Here is a 9,486-nt window from a genome sequence, read left to right on the forward strand (position 1 = left end):
TTGTTAGACACGACATCTAACAACTGAGAAACACGCCGATACACCTATCTCTTTTTTATGATAATATCGTCAAACCACAAGGTGATTAACAAGACATTTCAAAACAATCGTCTTATGCTCTAAATTTGACTCATCTGGATCAAGTCTCTAACAAAAGGTGTTTTAGGCCTATTTTTGATTTCATCAACTGTCCCAAACTGCTCAATCTTACCCTTATCTAAAACTAAAATATGTGTCGCTAGCTTGAAGGCCTCTTGAATATCATGCGTAATAAACACAACACTGCAATTGGTTTGACGGTGAATCAATTTGAGATCTTTCTGGAGCTGATATCTGGTGATAGAATCCACAGCACCAAAAGGTTCATCCATCAAAAGAATATTGGGGTGATTCGCATAAGCTCTTGCGATACCAACTCTTTGTTGCTGACCACCTGATAGGTCATCAGGATACCTATCTATCAAATCAATTGAGAGACCAACCAATTGCAAACTCTCTTTGATACGTTTGTCATATTCAGCAGCAGATACTTTCTCTAAACGCAGTACATAGCCGATATTTTCACCAACAGTCATATGAGGAAATAAAGCATTGCCTTGAATGACATAACCAATCTTACGACGAAGCTCGATCAACTCGCTGTGGGTAATCTGTTTTCCCTCAACCAGTACAAGCCCACTATCAGGCATAATTAAGCCATTAATCATCTTCATGATAGTTGTTTTCCCTGAACCTGAACTGCCAACAATACAAAGGAAGTCACCTTTACCAATGGTCAAATTAAAATGATCAATAATAACCGAGTCACCATAATATTTACTGACCTGTTTGTATTCTACTATCTTCTCCATCTACTTTCCTTTCAGCAATCCTCTTTGTGTCAAGAAATCTTTAGCAACCTTTGCTGGACTTTCCTTTGCCACTTCAACTTGATAATTTAATTGAGCCATCGTTTTTTCATCCAAACGGTCTTTAAAGAGTTCAATTGCTTCTTCTAACTCTGGCGACATATCTACCACACCTTCTCTCACCACAACTCCTGCCTTATATGATGGGTAAAAAGCTAAATCATCTTTTAGCACAACAATGTCTGGATTAGCCAATTGACCATCCGTTGTAAATACTGTCATAACATCAATTTGTCCGTCCAAAAGGGCTTGGTATTTCAAACCATTATCCATATCAACAACAGTTTTGAAAGTCATATCATAGGCCTTAGTTAAACCATTAAAGCCATCTTCGCGTTCAAAGAAATCATATTCTGCACCAAAAGTCAGTTGACTTGAAAACTTCGCTAAATCACTAAATGTTTCTAGTTGGTACTGCTCTGCCAAGTCCTTTCTCACACCCAAACCATAAGTGTTATTAAAGCCAAACATTCCCTTCCAAGTCAAATGGTAATCATTCTCATATTGACTAACCAATTCTGGAAACAAGCTCTCACTATAAGCTGCTTCTTCTTTTAAAACAATTTGCCAACCTGTTCCCGTGTATTCTGGGTACAAGTCAAAAGACCCTTTAACAATGGCTGGATGAATATTAGCCGTTCCTCCTCCGACACCATGCGTTACCTTAACATGATAATCTGTCCTATCTTCAATGACCTGCCTTAACATTTCAGACAAAATATAGCTTTCCGTAGTTGGTTTAGAGGCGATGTGTAAGGTGTTTTCTTTTTGGGGCATTTTTTGAAAAAAGAAACATAGTGCAAAAATAGTCAACATGGCATACAAAACAAAGCGTCCCATTTTAAAAGTGGTTTTACTCTGGGTTTTCTCTATAAAACCCAAAATACCATCAATAAGTAATGCCAAAACGGCAATCAAGCCACTCCCCAATAATAAAAGACTCTGATTGTTGGTCGTAATGCCACGATAAATCGCCACCCCCAAGCCGCCTGCACCAACAAAAGAGGCTATACCTGCTAAGGCAATCGTCATGGTAACCATGTTGCGTATAGCCCCGTAAATAACCGGAAAAGCTAAGGGCAACTGCACATTGACAAGTACTTGCCACCTAGTACTTCCCATTGCTTCACTGGCTTCAAGCAGCTTTTTATCAATCCCAGTGATACCTACATAGGTACTTCTTACCATTGGTAACAAAGCATATAATGATAAGGCTATAATCGCCGTCGTATTACCAATCCCTGTCACTGAAATTAAAAAGCCCAACAATGCAATAGAAGGAATAGTATAAAGCACATTAACCAGAGAAATTACAAGCGATGCTAATCTTGGACGCTTAGATATAGCCACACCAATCACAATACCAAATACAGTTGCTAAGGATGAGGCCAAAAAAGTCATCATCACATGTTCTATCACCAAAGTTGTGAAAAAAGAACGATTCTCGTTCAAAAAGGCTAATAATTCAGTCATATCTACTCCAATATCTTATTACTTAACTCATCTAATCACTATTTAGTATAACACGTAATGACTAAAAACGGTTTTTACACCTCTCAATACTACTTAAACAGTCAAAAGTCATTTTATTTTTTGGTTTTGTGCTTTATTTCACAATATAATTCAAGTATAATGATTATGTAGAAATTCAAAATAATAATATATTTTAAGGAGGTTGTTGCAATGGCAACATTTTATGTCCCTGCGGTTAACTTGATTGGTCGTGGTTGTATCAATGAAATTGGTGATTATATCAAGGAATTCGGCTATAAAAAAGCACTCCTAGTGACTGATGAGTATATCCGTTCTAGCGATATTCTACCTAAAATAACAAAACCACTTGATGAAGCAGGTGTTAACTATGTTATTTTCAGTAAAGTTGACCCTAATCCAACTTGTCAAAACGTTTACGATGGTTTAGCGGTTCTTCACGAAAATGAGTGTGATTTTATCATCTCAGCAGGAGGTGGATCTCCACAAGATGCTGCAAGTTGTATCTCCGTAATGGCAACAAATGGCGGTAAACCACAAGACTATGAAGGCTTGCATAAATCTGAAAAGAAAGGTCTTCCTGTTGTGGCTATTAATACTACTGCCGGAACATCTGCTGAAATCACTATCAACTATGTTATCACGGACGAAGAGCGTAAGGTTAAAATGGTAATGGTTGATAAAAATAGCCTTGCTATCATGTCTGTCAATGACCCAGAGTTAATGTTATCTAAACCAGCAGATTTAACGGCTGCAACAGGTATGGATGCCTTAACACATGCCATTGAAGCTCTCGTTACACCAGGTGCTTATGGTGTCACCAAAAAACTCTCAATGGGTGCTATCGAACTCATCAAAGAATACCTACCACGTGCCGTTGCCAACGGACAGGACATCGAAGCACGTGAAGCCATGGTTCATGCCATTTTCCTAGGTGGTATGAGCTTCAACAACGCAGGTCTTGGCTATGTCCATTCAATGGCCCACCAACTTGGTGCTGTTTATAACCTTCCTCACGGCGTTTGCTGTGCCATGATTCTGCCAATTATTGAACGTGAAAATGCCAAACGGGTACCAGCAGCTTTCCGTGACGTTGCTAAAGCACTTGGTTTTGATACTTCAGGAAAATCAGATAGTGAATGTGCTGACTACGCTATCTCAGCAATCGAAACATTATCAGCAACCGTTGGTATCCCTAAAAAATTGACAGAGCTAGACATTAAAGAAGAAGACTTTGATTTTGAATATCTGTCTAAAAATGCCCTAATCGACGCATGTGCCCCAGGTAACCCATTTATGCCAACACTAGAAGAAACCATTGCATTCTATAAAGAACTGTTCTAAACTTTTCAAGATAGCATACTATCAAAAACACAAAAAGCGAACAAAATGACTTTTCTGATACTCAGAAGTCACTCTTGTTCGCTTTTTATCGTTGAAGTCAGGTATTTTAAAGCCTTTGTTGATAATCTTATCTCAAACGTATAATCTCATTATCAACTATTTTAGTCAGCCATCTCTCAACATCTATAACCGATCAAGCAAGCACCCTTACCTAACGGGCTTGCTTTTTTTAATCGTCAAGCCTAAACTATTTTGACGATAGATGCCTAGCAAAGTCTTTAAAGCATTAAACAATAAAACTTTTTTATGACTATCTAAATGAGAAAGAGTTTCTAAGAAAATCTTGGCTGTTTTCAAATCAGCTGCTTTCAAGTCGTCCAGATTATCAATTCCCAAACTGAAAAATAAGTCAAAAAAAGTATCGCTCATCTCTTTTAACTCATGTTTACTATATTCTTTCATCCATTCATTAAAGGTTTTCTGAAGGCTCTGGCTAAGATGCGTCAACTCATCAACTCGAACAAATTGATTATTAGCCGTTTGCCAGTTAAACAAATCATGTTGCAAAATACCTCTTGCTTTACTCTCTAAAATATGGGCTTGAATATCCGAAGCAAGCATTACACCAACAATAGATTCTTTAGGCTTATAGGCTTTTATTTTATGGCGAATCTGTCGATAGCCATCTCGCTCTAATACCTGCTCATGAAGGCCTGGGGAATCAAAGATATAAACTGTTTCAAGATAGTTTTGAAGCGAATTTGGTATAAAACTAGCTGCGTAAACTGCCAAATTACCTCCTTTTGAATGACCCGAAACAGTCAGTTTATGAGGATGACTCGTTAAAAAATGGCTGAGATACTGACAAGCTGAACGTTGGGCAGGAATTTCACTCATATAAGTCATATTAAAATCCTCTTTCCAACCCACAAAGGTCTCATCAGTCCCTCTAAAAATTAACTGATAATAATCAATAACAGGTAAATAAGCCACAACTGCAGCAAATTGTTTCTCAAATAAACTATCAACCTCATTGATGTAGTAACCAAACTGCAAGTCCTGATAGCGGTGACTTAGCAAAACTGACTTTAACAGTGCCACACGATTTTGAGTCATCATAAAACTAGGCACCACTTCTTTAAGGGAAAAGCTTGTACTGCTAATAAGCTCCTTTAAAGGTAAAAAGCGCTGTTTAAGACTTTCCTGCTGAGGTTTTTGTAGAGGCAGATAAGCCAGTTCATTAAGAACTGCAACATCCAATTCATTGACAGGCATATCATCAAATGAAATAGCTCCTGTCTCCTGAACATAATCTAAAATATTAGACATCAGTTACTCTCCTTTTTTAAAAAGCATCTAAAAAGAAGCGTGTCGCCGTTACAATTTTTTCTGGTGCTTCAAGATAAAGCTGATGCGATGTTCCTTTTAAAACAAGACTACTCACATATTCTTTGGAAGCTTTAGCTAGTAAAGATTGCTTTTCTGTTAATAACTGTTTAGGCTGCTCGGATATAATGACCAATGTTGGTGTCTGAAAATCAACACGTGTCAAAACATTACCAAATTGATGGCGAATACTAAGTAGATTAAGGACAATCTCTTCATCTAAAGCCAGATAATAATTGCCATCTTCTCGTTTTTCAAATGATGCTCGTTCAGCTTGCTCTAAGACACTATTCCAATCCTCTGTTTGACGGGCTTGCTCAGCCAAATAGGCTTCCAAATCCTCCAATACCATCATCGACATATGCGTCTTAGCAGCTGTCAACTCCTTATCAAGAGGATAGGCTGTAAAATCTGTGACAGCACCGTCTAGCAAAATCAGACGCTCAATTTTTTTACTTGTCATCGCTAAAATACTGGCTAAATCAGCACCTAATGAAAAACCCATGACAACAACTTTATCTTCATCTACCTGTTCTTCAAACCATCTGACTAAATCCGTCATATCCTCTATATGATAATCTCGATTAGCAGGATGTCCTGGCAATGCTAGATACAGCAATTCAATCCCTTGTTTAAAAAAAGCCTCTTTTAAAGGTAATGTATAGTAGTCATTACTTCCCAATCCATCTAAAAAATATACTTTTGGCATCTTTCACCTCACTAACGCTTTCTATTAAGAATTATATTATCATATTTTACATACAAAGTCAGAAAAACAATTTTCCAATAATAGAAGAAAAACCTAGCCAGGTGCACCTCCCATCTCAAATGAGTGACCTAACTAGGTTTCATCTTATTTCTTCTTGTCCCAATCCCTATGTTTATCAGGATTCCATACAAAACTACCAATTAAACTAAAAATTAGCGTCGCAAGTATCCAAACAATAGCAATCACCATCGCTGGAATGCGTATGAGATACATGAGAGGATTGACCTTACGCCCATCGTTATAAGCTTGATTTTCTTGGTCTAAACGGTCAAAAGAGTCTTGAATACGGCGAGCTACCTCTTCAATGCCTTCGTCATTCATTTTACGAATATCTGAAATATCAATCGCTTCTCCAAAGTTCATATCTACGCGTTCACCCTTTAGGAGATCTGAAAAAGTCATCGGACCTGAATAGGCAGAAGGAACAATTTTGACCTTAGCCATTTTGGCAATGACAGCCACTCCTCCTTTGACATCTTTCGAATAACGGCTGCCACTAGGGAACATAAGCAGAGAGCGATTGCTTTTTTTCAACACGTTAATAGGATAACGAATAGCCTCTGTGCTAGGATTCTCCCTATCAATCGGAAAAGCACCACACATTTTCAGCCACCAGCTTAGCATACGGTTTTTGAACAATTCTTTTTTTGCCATCACGATAAATTGCTTGGGGCGTGCCGCAAAAGCCATGTAGATAGGATCCCACCACGTACGATGAGGAGCAACCAAAATATAATTTTCTGTTTCAGACAGGATTTTGTCACGATTATGGTAATGAGCATTACCGTTAGCGATCCATAGTAGGAATACCACTAACGTTCTTAGATAGGTATAAAACACGTCATTCTCTCCTTATATTTAGCAATGGACTTGCGTCACTAAGATATGGTAATATTATATCATGACTCAAGAATTTTTAAAAGATAAGGAGAGGATCGACCAGCTCTTCTCCACAGATGTGAAAATCATTCAAAATAAAGATGTTTTTAGCTATTCTATTGATAGTGTACTCTTATCACGTTTTCCAAAACTACCAAGTAAGGGCCTTATCATCGACCTTTGTTCTGGAAATGGTGCTGTCGGCTTATTTGCCTCAACACAAACCAAGGCAGATATCATCTTGGTAGAATTACAAGAAAGACTGGCAGATATGGCGAAACGTTCCGTTCAACTGAATCAACTAGAACAACAAGTCTCCGTTATCAATGATGACCTTAAAAATCTGCTTAACCATATCTCGCGTTCTAAGGTCGATCTCATTTTGTGTAATCCACCTTATTTCAAAGCTGAAAATAGTGAAAAAAAGAATCTCAGCGAGCACTATCTACTTGCTAGACATGAAATCACAACCAATCTTGATGAGGTTTGTCAGATTAGTCAACAAGTCCTAAAAAGCAATGGCCGTTTAGCAATGGTTCACCGTCCCGATCGTTTTATTGATATCTTGGACACCCTTAGAAAATACAAACTCGCACCTAAACGCCTACAGTTTATTTATCCCAAAGAAAACAGAGAAGCTAATATGTTACTCATAGAAGCCATCAAAGATGGCTCTCTTGATGGTTTTACCATCCTTCCACCACTCATCGTTCATAAAGATAACGGAGACTATACAGATCATATTTTTGAGATTTATTATGGTAAAAGAGACTAAAAGCTATATGTATGTTGTGAGATGTGCTGATAACACGCTCTATACTGGCTACACAACTGATATTGATAGGCGATTAAAGACTCATAATGCTGGTAAAGGGGCTAAGTACACTAAAACACGCCTTCCAGTTGAACTCATCTATTTTGAATCCTTTGATGATAAATCCTCAGCAATGAAAGCTGAAGCTGCTTTTAAACGTAAAAACAGACAAGCCAAGTTAAAATATATCAACAAGCATGACAACACTTAATTTTGCAAAATCACAACCTAATACAATAACAAATAGTAACAAAAGAGGTCATAGCGTATGGCTAATAAAATGACTCTGAAAAGCTATTTGCAATACGGGAATTGTTGACCCTTTTGTTCAAAAATGAAGAAGGCATTTTCTGCTTACACCACCTAAAAAATAACAACAAACACCCGTGGTGCTAGTTGGTTTCAAAATACTTCAAATTATAAGCTAGTATGAATTGTTCAAGTCTCAATTGTAATCCAGATAGTCCCATAGCCAACGTCTGCTCAATATCAAATAGAGAACAAAGTTCCGCAAAGCGAGTTTCAATTGTCCGTCTCCATGCTAGTAACTGCCTGTCGTTATGCTGCTTTGCACCGGCCATGTTTTGACGCAAGGGCGTCCACAAATGATAGCCTTTATGTCCCAACTTATCTTTTAGCTTCAAAAACCTTAGAGAGGCCAACATTTTTAAGATGTTTTAGTGATTTGGGACAATAATCACGATAACATTGAGAACATATTTGAGTTAATTGTGCTATACTCCATTATAAATGATGGGCTTTTTAGTATACTTTGACATCAACTAGCACCACGGGTTAATTTTATCTGTTGATAATAATGAATCAGGACGAGATTTTTATCAGAAAATTTTTTAGAAAGGACTTCCCATTCAAAAGGATTTCCAATCATTACAGAAACTGAAAACTAAAACAGATTGGAATGAATTTTGGGTAAGTTTTGATAAATGACGAGTGGTTATAGATAATAAGAATACCCCAAAGATTTGTAGGTAGATAATGATTTAGTAAAATAATCAAATAAACTTAAAATCTGGATAGATATTTCCTAAAATGTTGTATAGATTTTAAGCTAATCCTTATCAATCAAAATTTTCCACTCATTTTTTAAAAAATCAACACCGTGACTAGAAATTTTTAGTGCTCTAGAATTATCGCTTTTTTTACTATATTTCTTTTGATGAGTAAATCAAGAACTTCCTTGGCTAGAGAACCTGCAATATGATTTTTACGTTCACTCCAATCAAGACATTTTATGCAAAAGCTTCTTTTTTTATGACGTAATAATTCAATATCAAGGTTAAACTTTTCATAAAAATATCGTTGACCGAGTGGAGTGATGTAAAAGTCTTTTTTATTTTCTTCGATGAAACCTAGTTTGATAAAGGATTCTGTAATGGCAACTCCAAGTTCACCTGCAATATGATCGTAACATGTTCGTGCTTTTTTTAGTTCTTTTTTTCTAAAATGTTGGTTATAACTTTTTACAGGTCGTTCAGGAGAATAGATGCTTAAAGTTTCAAAGATTTTTATTGTAGGGGTATCTTTTATAGAATAGTATCGAAATTTTCCATAAGATTCAACTTTTAATAAGTTAGCTTCTGTCATTAACTTAAGATGGTAGCTGACGGTATGTTGCTTTAAATTGGTATAGGAAGCAATTTCATTTACAGTGTGGGCAGTTCCATCCATAAGTATATCAAGAATTTGTGTACGTGATTCATTAGCTAAAAGTTTTGTAATAGTGAAGACATCTGGACCCATAAAATCTCACGACAAACGCATGAAGAAAACATCGTTTTCAAATAACAGTTTCATAAACTAAGAGTGAATCCTCTGCTATACTAGAGATAGCGGAGGATTTTGTTATGAACGAGATACTAGAATTCTTAATACAT

Annotated in this window: 9 protein-coding genes and 1 pseudogene; 3 read left to right on the forward strand and 7 right to left on the reverse strand. The window is 36.8% G+C overall.

Features of this window, described 5'->3' with window-relative positions:
* Positions 1-119 precede the first annotated feature (119 nt).
* Positions 120-851 (reverse strand): ATP-binding cassette domain-containing protein, encoded by a 732-nt coding sequence (locus ACVRZH_RS04955; RefSeq protein WP_447454217.1) that lies wholly within the window; start codon positions 849-851, stop codon positions 120-122.
* Positions 852-2,381, reverse strand: a complete 1,530-nt coding sequence (locus ACVRZH_RS04960; protein ID WP_447454218.1) for an ABC transporter permease/substrate-binding protein — start codon at positions 2,379-2,381, stop codon at positions 852-854.
* A 210-nt stretch (positions 2,382-2,591) separates the two neighbouring features.
* On the opposite strand from ACVRZH_RS04960, the gene ACVRZH_RS04965 reads away from it, so the two are divergent.
* On the forward strand, positions 2,592-3,743 hold the full coding sequence (locus ACVRZH_RS04965; protein ID WP_447454219.1) for an iron-containing alcohol dehydrogenase: 1,152 nt from the start codon (positions 2,592-2,594) through the stop codon (positions 3,741-3,743).
* A 207-nt stretch (positions 3,744-3,950) separates the two neighbouring features.
* On the opposite strand, the gene ACVRZH_RS04970 is transcribed toward ACVRZH_RS04965, so the two are convergent.
* From ACVRZH_RS04970 to ACVRZH_RS04980, 3 genes are all read right to left on the reverse strand, one after another.
* Positions 3,951-5,072, reverse strand: coding sequence for an Mbeg1-like protein (locus ACVRZH_RS04970; protein WP_447454220.1), 1,122 nt, complete (start codon positions 5,070-5,072; stop codon positions 3,951-3,953).
* A 16-nt stretch (positions 5,073-5,088) separates the two neighbouring features.
* Positions 5,089-5,838, reverse strand: a complete 750-nt coding sequence (locus ACVRZH_RS04975) for an alpha/beta fold hydrolase (protein WP_447454221.1) — start codon at positions 5,836-5,838, stop codon at positions 5,089-5,091.
* Positions 5,839-5,982: 144 nt separating this feature from the next.
* Positions 5,983-6,738 (reverse strand): lysophospholipid acyltransferase family protein, encoded by a 756-nt coding sequence (locus ACVRZH_RS04980; RefSeq protein WP_447454222.1) that lies wholly within the window; start codon positions 6,736-6,738, stop codon positions 5,983-5,985.
* 61 nt (positions 6,739-6,799) lie between these two features.
* On the opposite strand from ACVRZH_RS04980, the gene ACVRZH_RS04985 reads away from it, so the two are divergent.
* Together ACVRZH_RS04985 and ACVRZH_RS04990 are read left to right on the forward strand one after the other, a co-directional pair.
* Entirely contained in the window at positions 6,800-7,552 is a 753-nt protein-coding gene (locus ACVRZH_RS04985) for a tRNA1(Val) (adenine(37)-N6)-methyltransferase (RefSeq protein ID WP_447454223.1), read from the forward strand.
* A 7-nt stretch (positions 7,553-7,559) separates the two neighbouring features.
* Positions 7,560-7,802 (forward strand): GIY-YIG nuclease family protein, encoded by a 243-nt coding sequence (locus ACVRZH_RS04990; RefSeq protein ID WP_447454224.1) that lies wholly within the window; start codon positions 7,560-7,562, stop codon positions 7,800-7,802.
* A 181-nt stretch (positions 7,803-7,983) separates the two neighbouring features.
* Here ACVRZH_RS04990 and ACVRZH_RS04995 read toward each other — a convergent pair.
* Positions 7,984-8,256: pseudogene (locus ACVRZH_RS04995) on the reverse strand (IS982 family transposase); the annotation flags it as partial.
* A gap of 469 nt (positions 8,257-8,725) precedes the next feature.
* Positions 8,726-9,352: an ArsR/SmtB family transcription factor gene (locus ACVRZH_RS05000; RefSeq protein WP_447454225.1), complete on the reverse strand. Its 627-nt coding sequence runs from the start codon at positions 9,350-9,352 to the stop codon at positions 8,726-8,728.
* Between the last annotated feature and the right edge of the window lie 134 nt (positions 9,353-9,486).

Source organism: Streptococcus fryi (assembly GCF_053206505.1).